Below are 15,795 nucleotides of genomic sequence, written 5' to 3'. Positions count from 1 at the left end.
AGACACGGGAGGAGCTGGGCTGTGGATGAGATCGTACCGGTGCGGCCGGTGAGCAAGGCCGCAGCCGCCTACTCCAGCCTGCGCAGCAGCATCCAGGCCGGCGAGCTCGCGCCGGGGGAGCGCATCACGCTCAGATACCTGAGCGACATGCTCGACATGAGCCTGACACCGGTGCGCGAAGCGCTGAATCGGCTTCAGGCCGAAGGGTTCGTGGTTCACGACCCGCACGGCAGCACCTTCATCGCCGAGCTCACCCCGGAACGCATCGAGCAGGTCTACCGGCTGCGCACCGTGCTCGAGCCGCTCGCGGTGCGCCAGGCCGGGCAGCAGCTGACCCCAGGTGATCTCGAGGATCTGCGCGAGCTCGTCTGCGCCTGCGATCAGGCACAGACCGCGCTGGAGGTCGTGCAGCGCAACGAGGCCTTCCACTACGCGCTGTATCGGCTCAGCCGAGACGCCCTGTTGATGGGCTTCATCGACCAGCTCTGGGCCGGCATGCCCTATCCCTCTCTGGGCCTCTACGCAGATCAGGAGCGGGTGTCCCAGTCCAGCCGTGAGCACCACGCGATCCTCGACGCCCTGGTGGCCGAGGATCTGGATGCCGCAGCCGCACTGACCGCGCAGCACATCGAACACGGCCGTGAAGCCGCCCTGAACAAGCTCTGAGCCTCCGGCCGTCGAGCCGCTCCGGCCCGAGGACCCTGGCGCATCCCGGGCCACTGGCACACCGGCACCCGCCCCATGCCGGGTCCGTCCGCCGCCTCATGCAGGGTGCCGCTCGCCTCGCCAATCCTCGCACCGCTCGCCTCGCCAATCCTCGCACCGCTCGCCTCAGTTGATACTTTATAAAATGCAAAGTAGCGTAACGCTGGCCACACCGGTGACGTGCCACACACAGGCAGTGAGCCCGCGCGGTCAGGCATCTGAGACTTTCGAGGAGACACGTGCGCGGCGAGACTGAATCGCGGGCAATGCAGCCCGCAGGATCCCCCTCCGAGACGCTTCCGGGCGAGGGGACTTCCAGCGAGACCCACAGGATGACGACGCCGGCCGAGCCGGTCCACGCAGACGCCGCCGAGGAGTTTGACCGGCCCGAGAGCTGGACCCGCATCATGGGTCTGCCCATCGGATGGTTCGCCCTGCTGTTCGGCGTCATCCTGCTCTGCGCCGCGCTGGGAGTGCTGCCGAACACGATGCTCGCCGGCTTCGCCGTCGTCATCCTGGTCGGGGCGCTGCTGAACTGGCTCGGCGGACGAGTGCCCGGCCTGCGCAACTACGGCCTGCCCACCGTGCTGTGCATCCTGACCCCGGCGATCCTGCTCCACTTCGGCTGGTTCCCCCAGTCGCTTGCGGAGAACATGGAGATCTTCACCGACGGCTCCGAGATCGGCTTCATCGACTTCTACGTCGCCAGTCTCATCGCCGGCTCCATCCTGGGCATGCCGCGAGCGCTGCTGCTCAAGGCCGGCGCGCGGATCGCGGTGCCGCTGATCGGCACCATCATCACCGTCTTCGTCGTCGTCGGCGCGGTGGGAACCGCGCTGGGCTTCGGGCTGCGCGATTCGGTGCTCTTCGTGGCGGCTCCGATCATGGGCGGAGGTGTGGGCGCCGGCATCGTGCCGATGTCCGGGATCTACTCAGACCAGATGGGCGGCGACGCCGGAGCCTATGTGGCACAGCTGATCCCCGCGGTGATCATCGCCAACGTGCTGACCATCTTCTGCGCCGGCATCTTCAACGGCATCACCTATAAGGGCCAGCAGTTCTTCGTCGGCTTCAACGGCAACGGGCAGATCGTGCGGGTCGAAGGCAGCGCTGATCAGTTCAAGTCCAGGCCGAAGCCCACCAGCGGATCCTTCAACGTGCTCGTCGTGGGCCTGACCCTGGCCGCCACGCTCTTCCTGGCCGGCAGCATCATCGCGGAGTTCGTCCCCGGGCTGCACGCCTACGCCTGGACCATTCTGCTGGCTGCCTCCATCAAGATCTTCGGACTGATGCCAGCCTCCTTCGAGGACGCCGTCTCGAACTGGTTCGGGTTCGTCTCCGGAACGCTGACCCCGGCGCTGCTGGTGGGCATCTCGATCACCTTCTTCGAGTTCGACGAGCTCGGCCGGCTGCTCTCCGACTGGCGCTACCCGGTGCTCGTGGCGCTGGCCGTAGTGGTCGCGATCCTGGTCTCCGGTGCGCTGGGCTGGCTGGTGAAGATGTATTACGCCGAAACCTCGATCGCCATCGGCATGGGCATGACCGACATGGGCGGCACCGGGGATGTCGCCGTGGTCTCCGCCGCGAACCGGCTTGAGCTGATGCCGTTCCTGCAGGTCTCCTCCCGGATCGGCGGGGCCCTGGTGCTGCTGACGGTCTCGCTGCTGATCCCGATCATCGGCTGACCCGGTCGTTTCGCCCCCTCCGTTCGGCGCACGCTCCCGGCTGGGCGAGTTCTCCCGGAGGCGAACTTGTCCAGCCCGGGTTAGCCCCATCACCTCGAGCCCGAGTACCTTTAGATGCTAGGTATATCTGCGTCTGACGGAGCTGCATGAACTTCAAGAAGATCTTCACCGGGCCACTGTTCTGGATCGTCCTGGCGGTGGTGCTGCTGCTGCTTGTCGTGCCGATGATGTTCTCCTCCTCGGCCAACGGTCAGCGGGTGGACACGAATGTCGGCATGGAGCTCCTTGCCGAGGGTGAGGTCGTCGAGGCCTCCGTCGAGGACGGCGACCAGCGCGTCGATCTGAACCTGAGCTCCCCGTATGAGCAGGACGGGCAGGAGGTCGGCGACGTCGTCCACTTCTTCTACTCCTCGGCTCGCGCCGAGACCGTGGTCGAGGCCATCGCCGACGCTGACCTCGAGGGCTACACCGATGAGCCGGAGCAGTCGAACTGGCTGCTCTCCATGCTCGGCTTCATGATCCCCTTCCTGATCATCGCGCTGCTCTTCATCTGGCTGCTGACCCGCATGTCCGGCGGCAACTCCCGGGTGATGCAGTTCGGCAAGTCCAAGGCCAAGATGTTCGACAAGGACATGCCCCAGGTGGCGTTCGGCGACGTGGCCGGCGCTGAAGAGGCAGTGGAGGAGCTCCATGAGATCAAGGAGTTCCTCTCCGAGCCCGAGAAGTTCCAGCGCCTAGGGGCGAAGATCCCCAAGGGCGTGCTGCTCTATGGCGCCCCCGGCACAGGCAAGACGCTGCTGGCCAAGGCCGTGGCCGGCGAGGCCGGCGGCGCCTTCTACTCGATCTCAGGCTCGGACTTCGTGGAGATGTTCGTCGGCGTCGGCGCCTCCCGCGTGCGGGACCTCTTCAAGCAGGCCAAGGAGAACGCCCCGGCCATCATCTTCGTCGACGAGATCGACGCCGTGGGCCGCCAGCGCGGCGCCGGTGTGGGTGGAGGCAACGATGAGCGCGAGCAGACGCTGAACCAGCTGCTGGTGGAGATGGACGGCTTCGACGCCAACACCAACATCATCGTCATCGCCGCCACGAACCGGCCCGACGTGCTGGATCCGGCGCTGCTGCGTCCCGGCCGCTTCGACCGACAGATCCCCGTGGAGGCTCCCGACTTCGCCGGCCGCCGCGCGATCCTGGAGGTCCATGCCAAGGGCAAGCCGATGGTCGACGACGTCGACCTCAAGGCCGTGGCCCGCAAGACCCCCGGCTACACCGGTGCGGATCTGGCCAATGTGCTCAACGAGGCCGCGCTGCTCACGGCACGCTCCAACGCCGACCTGATCGATGACCGCGCGATCGACGAGGCCATCGACCGGGTCATGGCCGGACCGCAGAAGCGGACCCGGCTGATGAAGGACCACGAGCGCCGGGTCACCGCCTATCACGAGGGCGGCCACGCGCTGGTGGCGGCTGCGCTGAACTACTCCGCGCCGGTCACCAAGATCACGATCCTTCCGCGCGGCCGCGCCCTGGGCTACACCATGGTCGTGCCCGAGGAGGACAAGTACTCCACCACCCGCAACGAGCTGCTGGACACCATCGCCTACGCCATGGGCGGCCGCGTGGCGGAGGAGATCGTCTTCCAGGACCCCTCCACCGGGGCCGCGAACGACATCCAGAAGGCCACCGAGACCGCACGCCGGATGGTCACCGAATATGGGATGAGCGCGAGGGTCGGCTCCGTGAAGCTCGGTTCCGGCGACACCAGCCCGTTCCTGGGACGCGAGATGGCCCAGGGCAAGGAGTACTCCGAGGACCTCGCCTCCGTCATCGACTCCGAGGTCCGCGCCATCATCGACGAGGCCCACGACGAGGCCTACCACGCGCTGCATGAGAATCGGCATGTGCTCGACCGCCTCGCCGAGGAGCTGCTCCGCGTGGAGACCCTCAATGCCAAGGAGGTCGCCGCGATCTTCCACGACGTGATCAAGCGCCCGGTCCGCCAGATCTGGGAATCTTCCCCGGGACGACCGGTCACGATCACCTCCGAGGTGGTGCCGGAGGACGAGCGGGACCCCGAATACCAGTTCGGCGGCGAGAACTCCGATGCCTGACCGCCCTCCCACCCCATCCGTCGACCGGTCGGGCAGTCGCTCCGTCGGCGCCGCCGGTGCGGGCACCCCGCTTGAAGGCTCGGTGGATCTGCCGCGGATCGAGGCTGCGGTGCGCGAGATCCTGCTCGCCGTCGGGGAGGACCCGGAGCGCGAGGGTCTCAAGGGCACCCCGGCCCGGGTGGCCCGGGCCTATGAGGAGGCCTTCCAGGGTCTCCGCGAGGACCCTGCCGAGCTGATGTCGACCACCTTCGACATCGGCCACGAGGAGCTCGTGCTGGTCCGCGACGTTCCCTTCTACTCCACCTGTGAACATCATCTGGTGCCCTTCTTCGGCCACGCCCACATCGGCTACATCCCCTCCCCGGAGGGCAAGGTCACCGGACTGAGCAAGCTCGCCAGGCTGGTGGACATCTTCGCCAAGCGCCCGCAGGTCCAGGAGCAGCTCACCACTCAGGTGGTCGACGCCCTGGTCGAGCATCTGGCTCCTGGCGGGGCGATGGTCGTCGTCGAGGCCGAGCACCTGTGCATGTCCATGCGCGGGGTCTCCAAACCCGGGGCGCGGACCATCACCTCTGCGGTGCGCGGTCAGCTCCGCGACGCCGCCACCCGCGCCGAGGCGATGAGCCTGATGCTCCACGGCCGGCCCCACTAGCAACCCTCCTGACTGAATCGGAGAGCCAGATGCGCACTTCCATCATGGGGATTCTGAACCTCACCCCGGACTCCTTCTCCGACGGCGGCCGGTTCGACGACGGCGCGGGCACCCCCGACGTCGTGGCCGCGGTCACCGAGGCGCTGCGGATGACCCAGGCCGGCGCGGCACTGATCGACGTCGGTGGGGAATCCACCCGCCCCGGCGCGCAGCCCACACCGTTGCTCGAGGAGCAGCGCCGGATCCTGCCGGTGATCGAGGAGCTGCTGGGCTGCGGGATCGCCGTCTCGGTGGACACCCGTCGCGCGGCGACCGCCCGGGCCGCCTTTGAATGCGCAGATCGCCGCGGAGTCGACCCGCGGACGCTCATCATCAATGACGTCTCGGGCGCGCTCACCGAACCGGACATGCCGGAGCTGATCGTCGAGTCCGGGGCGCAGGTGGTGATCACGCACAACCGCGGAGACTCCCAGACGATGGGGTCGCTGACCGATTATGACTCGCTGCTCGAGGACGTGATCGCCGAGCTGCTCGCCGTGCGGGACCGCTATCTCGACGCCGGTGCCCGCCGCGAACAGCTCATCCTGGACCCCGGGATCGGGTTCTCCAAGACCCCTGAGCAGAACTGGGAGCTGATCCGCAGCCTGGAGAGCTTCGTCCGGCTCGGGCACCGAGTGCTCTTCGGGGCCTCCCGCAAGGGATTCCTCGCCCCGGTCACCTCCGGGGAGGCTCGGGACACCGCCACGGCGGTGCTCTCGGCGCTGGCGGCCCAGGCCGGCGTCTGGGGAGTCCGGGTCCATGACGTGCAGGGAAGCCGCGATGCTGTGCAAGTGATCGACAAGCTGAGAAGCTAGAAGGATGTCCAGCAGGAGCAGCTCCCGTGACACCATCCGGCTCACCGGACTCACGGCCACCGGCCACCATGGGGTCTTCGACTTCGAGAAGCGCGAGGGCCAGATCTTCCGGGTCGACGCCGAGCTCACGGTGGACTTCCGCGCCGCCGGTCGCAGCGATGCCCTCGCCGACACCGTCTCCTACGTGGAGATCGCCGAGCTGATCCACGCCGCCATCACCGGCGAGCCCTTCGACCTGATCGAGGCCCTCGCCGATCACCTGGCCCGGGAGATCCTTGCCGGCGATGAGCGCCTTGCCGCCGCGGAGATCACCGTGCACAAGCCGCAGGCGCCGCTGACCCAGACCTTCCAGGACGTCTCGGTGACCGCCCGCCGGGACCGCGCCGACCTGGTTCCCGGCCTGGACCCGGACGCCGCCCCCGCCGCGGAGGTCACCGCCGTGCTGGCGCTGGGATCCAACCTCGGGGAATCAGCGGTGACGCTGGCCTCGGCGGTCGCCGCGCTGGACCGCGTGGAGCAGGTGCGGGTGCTCAAGCAGTCCCCGGTGGCCAAGACCAGGCCGGTGGGCGGGCCTGCCGGGCAGCCTGACTTCCACAACCAGGTCATCGAGATCGCCACCACGCTGAGCCCGCATGCCCTGCTGGGATGCACCCAGCAGATCGAGCAGGAACATCACCGGGCCCGCGGCGCCGCGAACGGCGAGATCCGCTGGGGCCCGCGCACCCTGGACATCGACATCATCACCTACGGCCAGGCAGGAATCTCCTCGGTGACGCTGCAGGTCCCGCACCCGCGGGCCGCACAGCGTGGATTCGTGCTGGTCCCCTGGACCTGGATGGACCCGCAGGCGAAGCTGGCCGGAGCGCCGGTGGCCGAACTCGCTCGGCATGCCGCCGATGCCGGCGCCGTGGAACCGCTGGAGAGTGCGCGATGAGCCGGCTCTCCGTGCTGCGCCTGCTGATCATCGGCGCCGTCGCCGCCCTCGTCGGGTTCATCACCACCGTCTACTTGTCCGCCCACGGGATGGGCTCCCCGGTGCTGCCGCGGACCTCCTTGGTGACCCTGCTCGGGATCGCGCTGATCGTGCTGACCCTGGGGCTGATGGTCTGGCGCGATCAGCGCAGGATCGCGACCGCGGCGGCGAAGGGTCGGCGCAGCCAGCGCAGCCTGCACCCGCTCCACGCCGTCCGGGTCCTCACCGCCGGACAGGCCGGCGCCTACGCCGGGGCGCTGATCGCCGGCTGGCATGCGGGTATCCTCGGGGACCTGGTGCCTGCCGCAGCGCTGACCGCGCCGAACGTGAACTCATCCCTGCTGATGATCACGGGAGGAACGATCTGGGTGATCATTGGATTCGTCGTCGAGCTGCTCTGCAGGATCCCCCCGGACGAGAATCCACCGGGCGAGGGGCGCCGCAGAGAGCCCGAACGCAACACAGGACCGATACCCGAGGAGGGCTATGCCCGCGGAACCCATTGATCCCACAGGTGTCACCTGGACCCGGGTGGACGAGCGGTACATCACCGTGAAGTTCATCACCGGCATCCTCGGCTGGGTGATCACCCTGGCAGTGGTCGGTACCCCGATCGTGCTCGACACCCTCGGGGTCTTCGGCGGCATCCCGCTGTGGATCAAGATCGTGGTCTCCGCCGTGCTGCTGACCTGGGCGGCCGTGGACCTCTGGCTGATCCCGCGTCGGATCCGGGCCATCGGCTACCACGAGCGCCAGGACGATCTGCTGATCCGCCGCGGCATCCTCTTCCAGCGGGTCGTCGCGGTGCCCTACGGCCGGCTGCAGTACGTCGACATCGAGGCCGGGCCGCTGATGCGCCGCTACGGGCTCTGCACGGTCCAGCTGAAGACCGCCGCTGCAGCCACCGACGCCGTGATCCCGGGCGCCTCCCGCGAGGAGGGCGCACGGCTGCGTGAAGAGCTCTCGGTCCGCGGCCAGGCTCGCCTGGCTGGTCTGTGAGCCGGCGCATGAACGAACAAGCCACCGAGGACCACGCCACCGAGGACCACGCCACCGAGAAGCCGAAGCGCACCTCCGAGCGCTGGTTCGACGCGACCTGGACCAAGGTCCACCCGCTGAGCCCCGTCGTGCGCGGCGGGCTCGCCGTCGTCGCCATCCCGGGCCTCCTGCTCAGCTACAACTGGCAGAGCTGGCTGGATGCCTGGGAGGCGTTCCGCAGCGGCGAGATCCAGCGCAACGTGGAGTCCAACCCGATGCCGTTCCTGCTCGGCGCCGGCGGCGTGCTGCTGGTGGTCGCGCTGATCTTCGCCGGCTTCGCGCTCTCCTGGTGGTTCACCCGCTACAAGATCACCGCCGAGCATGTGATGGTGAAGTCCGGGATCTTCGTGCGCCAGCACCGTCAGGCCCGGATCGACCGGGTCCAGGCCGTGGACCTGCGCCAGCCGCTGCTCGCCCGGCTCACCGGCCTCGCCGAGCTGAAGTTCGAGGTGGCCGAGGGCGACGGCACCGCCGCCACCCTGGCGTTCCTGAAGAGGTCCCAGGCCGAAGAGCTGCGCTCCGAGATCATGGACCGCGCCGCCGGCCGGAGCGAGTCGCCGGCGGAAGTCGAGGGATTCGGGGAGGTGCCCGGTGGTGCGGGTCCCGACTCCGCGTATGCCGGCTTCACGCATCCCGACGACGCGGAGGCTGCCCACCGCTATGATCCCTACGCCGCGCACGACCCCTACGCCCCGATTCATCCCACCCCCACCGGCCGTGCAGCTGCGGGTCTGCATCGCGCCGCGCATCAGGACCGCCTCATCGCGAAGGTCCCCACCGGACGGCTGATCGGCTCGGTGCTGAGCGGCTGGGGGACGATCTTCGTCCTGGTCATCGTGGTCATGGCCGTGGTCGCCGTCGGGATCGGTCTCGCGGTCGGCTCCGACGGGGGGTCGGTGTCGATCTGGGCCGTGCTGACCGGAGCCGCACTCCCGGCCGTCATCCCGATGGGCATCGCGGCGATCACGATCTACTACCAGCAGTTCAGCTCCGGCTTCGGATTCACCTCCACCGCCACCAGCTCCGGGCTGCGCGTGCGCTACGGGCTGCTCGAGACCACCAATCAGACCATCCCTCCGGGTCGGGTGCAGGCGCTGCAGATCCAGCAGCCGGTGCTCTGGCGCCCGTTCAGGTGGTTCAAGATCGTGGTCACCGTCGCCGGCTACGGCATCGGGGAGAAGCGCTCGGTGCTGCTGCCCGTGGGTCGGCTCGACGACGTGATGGTCACCGCCGCGGAGATGTTCCCTGACCTGCAGGTCGAGAACCCCGAAGAGGTCTTCACCGCCGGGCTCACCGGTTCAGGCACGAAGCTCGGCTACACCGAGGTGCCCCGCCGGGCCCGCTTCTTCGACCCGATCGTGCGCCGTCGTCGCGGGTTCCGCACCACCCCCACCGCGCTGATGTTCCGCGACGGAAGGGCTTCGCGGCAGCTGACGATGGTCCCGCATGAGCGGATCCAGTCGCTGAGCCTGACCCAGGGGCCGTTGCAGCGCCGGCGAGCGATCGCTGACATCTTCATCCACTCCCCGGCCGGCCCGTTCGCGGCGAAGCTGAAGAACCAGGACCTCGACGCGGTCAAGGACCTCTTCGAATACGAGTCCGATCATGCCGCCCAGGCCCGCCGCTACAGCGATCGGAATCAGTGGATGCGCCTCGAGGAGCTCCGCGAGTTCGAGCGCAAGGCCGCCGAGGCGCTGGCGGCACCGGCGGAGCCCAGCACCACCGGACCGGCACACCCCGCTGCCCCGTCGACCTACCAGGAACAGGACCCCCGTGACCGTTGAGCAGCCCGTGGATCCCTATGCCGCGGAACTCCCGCCCTCCCAGCGGGAAGGTCGCCTCGGCGTCGGCGTGATCTCCGCCGGCAAGGTCGGCGCGGTGCTGGGCGCGGCGCTGCGCGGGGCCGGTCACTCGGTGATCGGCGCCCACGCCGTCTCGGAGGACTCGCGCAACCGCGCCGAATCCCTGCTGGGCGGGGTGCCGGTGCTGGAGATCCCGGAGATCATGCGCCGGGCTGAGCTGGTCCTGCTCGCGGTGCCCGACGACGCCCTCGCCGAGCTCGTCTCCGGGCTGGCCGAGGCCGGCCACATCCAGGCCGGTCAGCTGATCGTGCACACCTCCGGCCGCTACGGCACCGAGGTGCTCGCTCCCGCCCAGCGCAGCGGCGCCATCGGACTGGCGATCCACCCGGCGATGACCTTCACCGGGCTGAGCATGGACCTGCAGAAGCTGCACACCTGTGCCTTCGGGGTCACCGCGCCGGGGCCCGTGCTGCCGATCGCGCAGGCACTGGTGGTGGAGATGGGCGGGGAGCCGGTGGTGATCCGCGAGGCCGACCGGCTGACCTATCACGCGGCGCTGGCGCACGCCTCGAACCACCTGAACACGATCACCGGGCAGTCAGCCGAGATGCTGCACCGGATCGGGGTGGAGCGCGCCGAGACCGTGCTGCGCCCGCTGATGCAGGCCTCGTTGGACAACGCGTTGGCCTCGGGGGAGGGCGCGCTGACCGGGCCGGTGGCTCGCGGAGATGTCGGCACGCTCCGGCATCACGTGCAGCTGCTGGCGACCTCGGAGCTGCCCGCCGACATCCGCACCGCGTATATGGCCATGGCGCGCGCGACCACCCAGCGTGCCCTGGATCGCAGCATGATCACCGCCGCGAAGGCCGCCGAGCTGCTCGACGTCCTCGACGCCTGACCCGCGCTTCTCGCAGCCTCCGCCCCGCCCCGCTGCCCCTGACCGACGCGACGGGCGACAGGCGAGCGCCGCGCGCGGTCCTAGACTGTCCCGGTGACTCCACCGCAGGTACTGACCACTGTCTCCAGCTTCCGCGCCGCGCTCGCCGAGGCCGTCGCCGCGCACGTCCGCGAACGCGGGGCCGCCCCCGCGGTGGGGCTGGTCCCCACGATGGGGGCGCTGCACTCCGGACACGCCGCTCTGGTCGACGCCGCCCGGGCTGCCTCAGACATCGTGATCGCCTCGATCTTCGTGAACCCGCTGCAGTTCGACGACGACGCCGACTACCTCCACTATCCGCGCACGCCAGAGCGCGACGTCGCCCTGCTGGGTGCCCACGGGGTCGATCTGATCTTCACCCCGGACCTCGCGCAGATGTACCCCGGCGACTCGCACGCCCCGCTGGTCCGGGTCAGCGCCGGGCAGCTCGGAACCCGCTGGGAGGGGGCCGCGCGCCCAGGACACTTCGACGGGGTGGTCACCGTGGTCGCGAAGCTCTTCAACATCATGAGTCCCCCGGCGCCCGCGAGGCTCGAGGCCTGGTTCGGCGCCAAGGACGCCGAGCAGGTCGCGATCATCACCCGGATGACGGCAGACCTGAACATCGACGTGGACATCCGCACCGTTCCGATCGTGCGGGATGAGCACGGCTTGGCCCTCTCCAGCAGGAACCAGCGCCTGGATGAGACCGACTACTCCGCGGCGCTGGCCATTCCCGCCGCGCTCTTCGCGCTGAGCGAGGACGCCGCCTCCGAGCGCCGGCTGGGAGTGGCCGATCAGGTGGAGGAGCTGAGATCTGCCGAGGGTGTGGAGCTGGACTACCTGGTCGTCGTCGACCCGGACTCCCTGGAGGAGCTCCAGCCCGGCGACGCGCTGCTCGACGAGCACGGGGTGCTGCGCGGGCGTGCGCTGGCGCTGATCGCCGCCCGGGTCGGACCGGTGCGGCTGATCGACAACGTGATCCTGAGTCCGGGCAGGTCACAGCCCCGGGAGTAGGCTGGAACCATGACCGATACCGCGAGCAGCAGCCCGAACGCACCCGCCTCCTTCCCGTACATCGATCATGACGTGCGCCCGCAGGACGACCTGCAGCGCCACGTCAACGGTGAATGGCTCAAGACCGCCGAGATCCCCGCGGACATGGACGCCTACGGGTCCTTCCATGAGCTGCGCGACAAGGCCGAGGCTGATGTCCGGGAGATCCTGGAGCAGGCCGCGGCCGGAGAGATCAAGGCGGAGCAGCTCGACGCCGCCGCGGAGGCCATCCCGGCCCGGATCGGTGCCTTCTACACCTCCTTCATGGATGTCGAGGCCGCTCAGCGGCGCGGGCTGAGTCCGATCGAGCCGATGCTGGAGCAGCTGGAGTCCGTGCGGAGCGTGGAGGATCTGGTTCGGCTCTCCGCCGCCTGGCAGCGCCAGGGCGTGGACGGGCTCCTCGTCGCCGGGTCCATGCGCGACGCCGGAGATCCCACCCGGATGCTCTGGCACGTCATGCAGTCCGGACTCGGTCTGCCCGATGAGTCCTACTACCGCGACGAGAAGCTGGCCGAGATCCTCGCCGCGTACCAGGACCACCTGGTCCGGGTGCTTGAGCTCAGCGGAGTCGACGACGCCGCGGACGCCGCCGCCGCCGTCGTCGAACTCGAAGGTGTTATCGCCGCCGAGCACTGGGACAAGGTGACCCTGCGTGATGCGCAGAAGCGCTACAACCTGGTGACCGACGACGAGGCCGAGACCTTCATGCCGCTGCTGCGCGAGGCGTTCGCCGGCTGGGGGCTGCAGCCGCGGCACACCGAGCAGCTCGTGCTCGCCCAGCCCGACGTGCTCCCCGGGATGCAGGCGGCGCTGACTCAGCAGCCGCTGCGCACCTGGAAGCTCTGGCTGCGAGTCCAGCTGCTGCGCTGGGCGGCCCCGCTGCTCCACGAAGAGCTGGTGAACGAGAACTTCGACTTCTACTCCAAGCGGCTCTCCGGAGCCCAGCAGCTCAAGGAGCGCTGGAAGCGCGGGGTCGCCCTGACCAACGCCCACCTGGGTGAGGACGTGGCGCAGATCTACGTGGCCCGGCACTATCCGCCTCAGGCGCGGGCCGCGATGGACGAGCTGATCAACGCGCTGATCGAGGCCTACCGCCAGTCCATCAGCGAGTTGAGCTGGATGGGGGAGGAGACCAAGGGCCGCGCGCTGGAGAAGCTCGACGCGTTCAAGCCGATGGTCGGCTTCCCTGAGCGCTGGATCGACTATTCCCGCGTCGACGTGGACCCGACCGATGTGGTGGCAAACGTCCGCCGTGCCGCGGCGTTCGAATGGGAGCGCGACATCACCAAGCTCGACGAGGGACCGGACCCCGACGAGTGGCACATGCACCCCCAGACGGTCAATGCCTACTACTCGCCGCTGGAGAACGTGATCTGCTTCCCGGCCGCGATCCTGCAGCTCCCGTTCTTCTCCGCCGAGCGGGACATGGCGCAGAACTTCGGCGCCATCGGGGCCGTCATCGGCCATGAGCTCGGACACGGCTTCGACGACCAGGGGTCCCGCTACGGCGCCGACGGCTCGCTGAGCAACTGGTGGACCGAGGCTGACCGCAGCGCCTTCGAGGAGCGCACCACGAAGCTGGTGGAGCAGTACAGCGCACTCACCCCCTCCCAGGCGCCGGAGCACAAGGTCAACGGCGAGCTGACCCTGGGTGAGAACATCGGTGATCTCGGCGGGCTCGGCATCGCGCACAAGGCCTACCGGGTGTGGCTGCAGGCACAGGGCGCTGAGGCCGCCGACGTCGAGGGCTACAGTGCTGACCAGCGGTTCTTCTTCGCCTGGGCGCAGGCCTGGCGGAACCTCACCCGCCCCGAGCGGGCGGTCACGCTGATCAGCATCGATCCGCACGCACCGGCCGAGTTCCGCGCCACCCAGGTGGTCAAGAACCTCGACGCCTTCCACTCCGCCTTCGAGACCCAGCCCGGGGACGGGATGTACCTGTCGCCGCGGGAGCGCGTCACCATCTGGTGACTGCGGGGCCCAGGCTGCCTGAGGGCTGCCTCGGCCCGGTCGGAGCGACGGGGCGACGGGACTGCCGCCGCGATTCAGGCAGGGCGCACGGCACGTAGAATGGCCGACTGTGACTGCCCAGAATTCCGCCGCCTCCGGCGCCAATGACCTTGACACCCACGACCAGCGCGCCGTGCGCCTGGACAAGCGTGAGCGCCTGCTCGCCGCCGGGGTCCAGCCCTATCCGGTGAACGTCGAGCGCTCCGCCTCGCTGAGCGAGGTCCGGGAGCGCTTCCCGGACCTGGAGCCCGGGGCCTCCACCGGCGAGACGGTGGCGGTGACCGGTCGCGTGATGTTCGTGCGCAACACCGGCAAGCTGTGCTTCGCCACGCTGCAGGAGGGCGGCCCCGACGGCAGCGGAGTCCGGCTGCAGGCGATGATCTCCCTGGCCGAGGTGGGGGAGGCCGCGCTCGCCGACTGGAAGTCGCTCGTGGATCTCGGTGACCATGTCCGGGTCAGCGGTGAAGTCATCGCTTCGCGCCGCGGGGAGCTCTCCATCATGGCGAGCTCCTTCGAGATCGCCTCCAAGGCCGTGCGGCCGCTGCCGGTGCTCCACGCGGAGCTCAACGAGGAGACCCGGGTGCGTCAGCGCTACGCGGATCTGATCGTGCGGGACGAGGCGCGGCAGATGGTCTTCCGTCGTGCCGCGATCACCCGCTCCCTCCGCGAGACCCTGCACGGACGCGGCTACGTGGAGGTGGAGACCCCCATGTTGCAGCTGATCCACGGCGGCGCCCAGGCGCGGCCTTTCCAGACCCATCTCAACGCCTTTGATCAGGGCATGACGCTGCGCATCGCCACCGAGCTCTACCTCAAGCGCGCCGTGGTGGGCGGCATCGATCGGGTCTTCGAGATCGGCCGGGTCTTCCGCAATGAAGGTGTGGACTCCACGCATTCCCCGGAGTTCACCACGCTGGAGTCCTATGAGGCATGGGCGGACATGTACGTCATGGCCGAGCGGATGCGCGAGATGATTCTGAATGCAGCAGATGCCGCCGGGGCGAGCCGTCAGATCCCGACGGATCAGGGCGTCATCGACCTCGACGGCGAGTGGGCCTGGGTCTCGGTCTACCCGGGCCTCTCCGAGGCCGTGGGGCAGGAGATCACTCCTGAGACTCCCGCCGAGACGCTGCGCGCCGTCGCGGCCGCACGCGAGGTCTCCGTGGACCCGGCCTGGGACGCGCAGAAGCTGGTGATCGAGCTCTTCGCCGAGATCGTCGAGCCCACGCTGATCCAGCCCACCTTCGTCTGTGACTACCCGCCTGCGGCACAGCCGCTGGCCCGCGCCCACCGAGACAAGCCCGGCGTCATCGAGGCCTGGGACCTGATCATCGGGGGCATGGAGCGCGGGACCGCCTTCTCCGAGCTGGTGGACCCCGTGCTGCAGCGGGAACGCCTGGTGGAACAGGCCCGGATGGCGGCCGCCGGTGACGACGAGGCCATGCAGCACGACGAGGACTTCCTGCGGGCCCTGGAATATGGTGCACCACCGATGGGGGGCATCGGTCTGGGCGTCGACCGCCTGGTGATGCTCTTCACCGGCACCGGTATTCGCGAGACGATCCTCTTCCCGCTGCTGAAACCTGAAGCGCAGGCGTGAACGTCATGCCGCGCAAAGACGTAGCATGATTAGCAATGGCAGCGACAGTTTTTTAACCTGAATGTAAGCAAGGAATTCCATGGAAAATTTCTGGACGTACTTCGAAGTTCTTGCCCCCTCCATCGGCGTCGGGCTGGTCTTCTGGCTGGCTATCCGCGCCATCTTCCGGGCTGATCGGAATGAGCGCGCCGCCGAGATTCAGGTGCGCGAAGAGGCCTCTCAGCAGGGAGTTCAGCGCGATGAGCCGACTTCTGGCCCGCACAGCTGAACACCTGATCTGCTGCCGGATCCATGATTCTCATGGCGCCGTCATGGCCGTCTCCAGCCGAGAAACTGGTTCCATATGAGAATCATCTTCCGGCTCCGAAAAAGTAACAATCTCTCCAGCTTGACCGT

The 15,795-nt window shown here is 68.7% G+C and carries 14 protein-coding genes; all 14 read left to right on the top strand.

Annotation, left to right across the window (positions count from 1 at the left end; genetic code table 11):
* Positions 1 to 21 precede the first annotated feature (21 nt).
* The 14 genes from LTI14_RS09150 (at position 22) to LTI14_RS09085 (ending at position 15,667) form a co-directional block, all read left to right on the top strand.
* On the top strand, positions 22 to 666 hold the full coding sequence (locus tag LTI14_RS09150; RefSeq protein ID WP_241466356.1) for a GntR family transcriptional regulator: 645 nt from the start codon (positions 22 to 24) through the stop codon (positions 664 to 666).
* 278 nt (positions 667 to 944) lie between these two features.
* On the top strand, positions 945 to 2,390 hold the full coding sequence (locus LTI14_RS09145; protein WP_241476325.1) for a 2-hydroxycarboxylate transporter family protein: 1,446 nt from the start codon (positions 945 to 947) through the stop codon (positions 2,388 to 2,390).
* Between the two features lie 146 nt (positions 2,391 to 2,536).
* Positions 2,537 to 4,498: an ATP-dependent zinc metalloprotease FtsH gene (gene ftsH, locus LTI14_RS09140; RefSeq protein ID WP_241466354.1), complete on the top strand. Its 1,962-nt coding sequence runs from the start codon at positions 2,537 to 2,539 to the stop codon at positions 4,496 to 4,498.
* On the top strand, positions 4,491 to 5,150 hold the full coding sequence (gene folE, locus LTI14_RS09135) for a GTP cyclohydrolase I FolE (RefSeq protein ID WP_241476324.1): 660 nt from the start codon (positions 4,491 to 4,493) through the stop codon (positions 5,148 to 5,150). Before ftsH ends, folE begins: the two co-directional genes overlap by 8 nt.
* Before the next feature lie 29 nt (positions 5,151 to 5,179).
* Complete coding sequence (gene folP, locus LTI14_RS09130; protein ID WP_241466352.1) at positions 5,180 to 6,004, top strand: dihydropteroate synthase; 825 nt, start codon at positions 5,180 to 5,182, stop codon at positions 6,002 to 6,004.
* A gap of 4 nt (positions 6,005 to 6,008) precedes the next feature.
* The gene (gene folK / locus LTI14_RS09125) at positions 6,009 to 6,938 is read left to right on the top strand and encodes a 2-amino-4-hydroxy-6-hydroxymethyldihydropteridine diphosphokinase (RefSeq protein WP_241476323.1); all 930 of its coding nucleotides are present in this window, start codon (positions 6,009 to 6,011) and stop codon (positions 6,936 to 6,938) included.
* Positions 6,935 to 7,483 carry a DUF3180 domain-containing protein gene (locus LTI14_RS09120; RefSeq protein WP_241466350.1) on the top strand — a complete coding sequence of 183 codons (549 nt, stop codon included), beginning with the start codon at positions 6,935 to 6,937 and terminating at the stop codon, positions 7,481 to 7,483. Before folK ends, LTI14_RS09120 begins: the two co-directional genes overlap by 4 nt.
* Positions 7,464 to 7,976: a PH domain-containing protein gene (locus tag LTI14_RS09115; RefSeq protein ID WP_241466349.1), complete on the top strand. Its 513-nt coding sequence runs from the start codon at positions 7,464 to 7,466 to the stop codon at positions 7,974 to 7,976. Before LTI14_RS09120 ends, LTI14_RS09115 begins: the two co-directional genes overlap by 20 nt.
* Positions 7,977 to 7,984: 8 nt before the next feature.
* On the top strand, positions 7,985 to 9,799 hold the full coding sequence (locus LTI14_RS09110) for a PH domain-containing protein (protein WP_241476322.1): 1,815 nt from the start codon (positions 7,985 to 7,987) through the stop codon (positions 9,797 to 9,799).
* Positions 9,789 to 10,715, top strand: a complete 927-nt coding sequence (locus LTI14_RS09105; protein WP_241466347.1) for a Rossmann-like and DUF2520 domain-containing protein — start codon at positions 9,789 to 9,791, stop codon at positions 10,713 to 10,715. Before LTI14_RS09110 ends, LTI14_RS09105 begins: the two co-directional genes overlap by 11 nt.
* 93 nt (positions 10,716 to 10,808) lie before the next feature.
* Entirely contained in the window at positions 10,809 to 11,750 is a 942-nt protein-coding gene (gene panC / locus LTI14_RS09100) for a pantoate--beta-alanine ligase (RefSeq protein WP_241476321.1), read from the top strand.
* 9 nt (positions 11,751 to 11,759) lie between these two features.
* Positions 11,760 to 13,760, top strand: coding sequence for a M13 family metallopeptidase (locus LTI14_RS09095; RefSeq protein ID WP_241476320.1), 2,001 nt, complete (start codon positions 11,760 to 11,762; stop codon positions 13,758 to 13,760).
* A gap of 109 nt (positions 13,761 to 13,869) precedes the next feature.
* Positions 13,870 to 15,399, top strand: coding sequence for a lysine--tRNA ligase (gene lysS / locus LTI14_RS09090; RefSeq protein ID WP_241466344.1), 1,530 nt, complete (start codon positions 13,870 to 13,872; stop codon positions 15,397 to 15,399).
* Between the two features lie 79 nt (positions 15,400 to 15,478).
* Positions 15,479 to 15,667, top strand: coding sequence for a hypothetical protein (locus LTI14_RS09085; RefSeq protein ID WP_241466343.1), 189 nt, complete (start codon positions 15,479 to 15,481; stop codon positions 15,665 to 15,667).
* The last annotated feature ends 128 nt before the right edge of the window (positions 15,668 to 15,795 follow it).

Source organism: Nesterenkonia sp. YGD6, assembly GCF_022565895.1.
Lineage (GTDB): Bacteria > Actinomycetota > Actinomycetes > Actinomycetales > Micrococcaceae > Nesterenkonia.
Note: the sequence above shows the minus strand (reverse complement) of the source record. Positions and strands in the feature narration are given on the sequence as shown.